1 pseudogene is annotated in these 561 nt (G+C 40.3%); it reads left to right on the top strand.

What is annotated here, in order from left to right:
• Positions 1–181 precede the first annotated feature (181 nt).
• Positions 182–561: pseudogene (locus tag QZL69_RS00485) on the top strand (IS200/IS605 family accessory protein TnpB-related protein); the annotation flags it as partial.

Consider the following 561-nt stretch of genomic DNA (forward strand, 5'->3'; position numbering starts at 1 on the left):
GGTTTTAAATATAGTCGAGTTATTAAAAAGATATTATACTAGTGATGAGTTAGGCGCGCAAATTTTTTACAAAAAATATAAAAGAGAGTTTTATTGGACCGAAAAAGAGTTATAATAGAATAAGAAAGAATAAATAGGACTTATTTATATCCAGTACAAGTCAGAAAGGCAGGAAGCAACTGTGAAGATTACATCCAGCTATGGCGTAGAATTGAGAAAACAGAATATCCCGATCCGTCAGACGCTGGATATCTACCGGTCTGCCGTTGGCTATCTGACAGAGATTTATGAGCAGGTATGGGAAGAGCTGGAAAGGATACCGGAAACGAAGAAACGTTTTAATGAAGCGGAGCACCTGATACATACAACAAAAAAGAATCAGGCTCGTTTTAGCTTTGATCTCCATTTTCCAAAGATGCCTTCTTACCTGAGAAGGGCAGCCATCCAGCATGCGCTGGGAACTGTATCCTCTTACAAAACCCGACTGAGCTTGTGGGAAAAATCAGGTCAAACAGGAGGCTGGCCGAAACTTGTATATGAGAATCATGCCATGCCGGTCTT

Origin of the sequence: Blautia sp. CAG:237 (assembly GCF_000436615.1) — a bacterium.
Lineage (GTDB): Bacteria > Bacillota > Clostridia > Lachnospirales > Lachnospiraceae > Blautia_A > Blautia_A intestinihominis.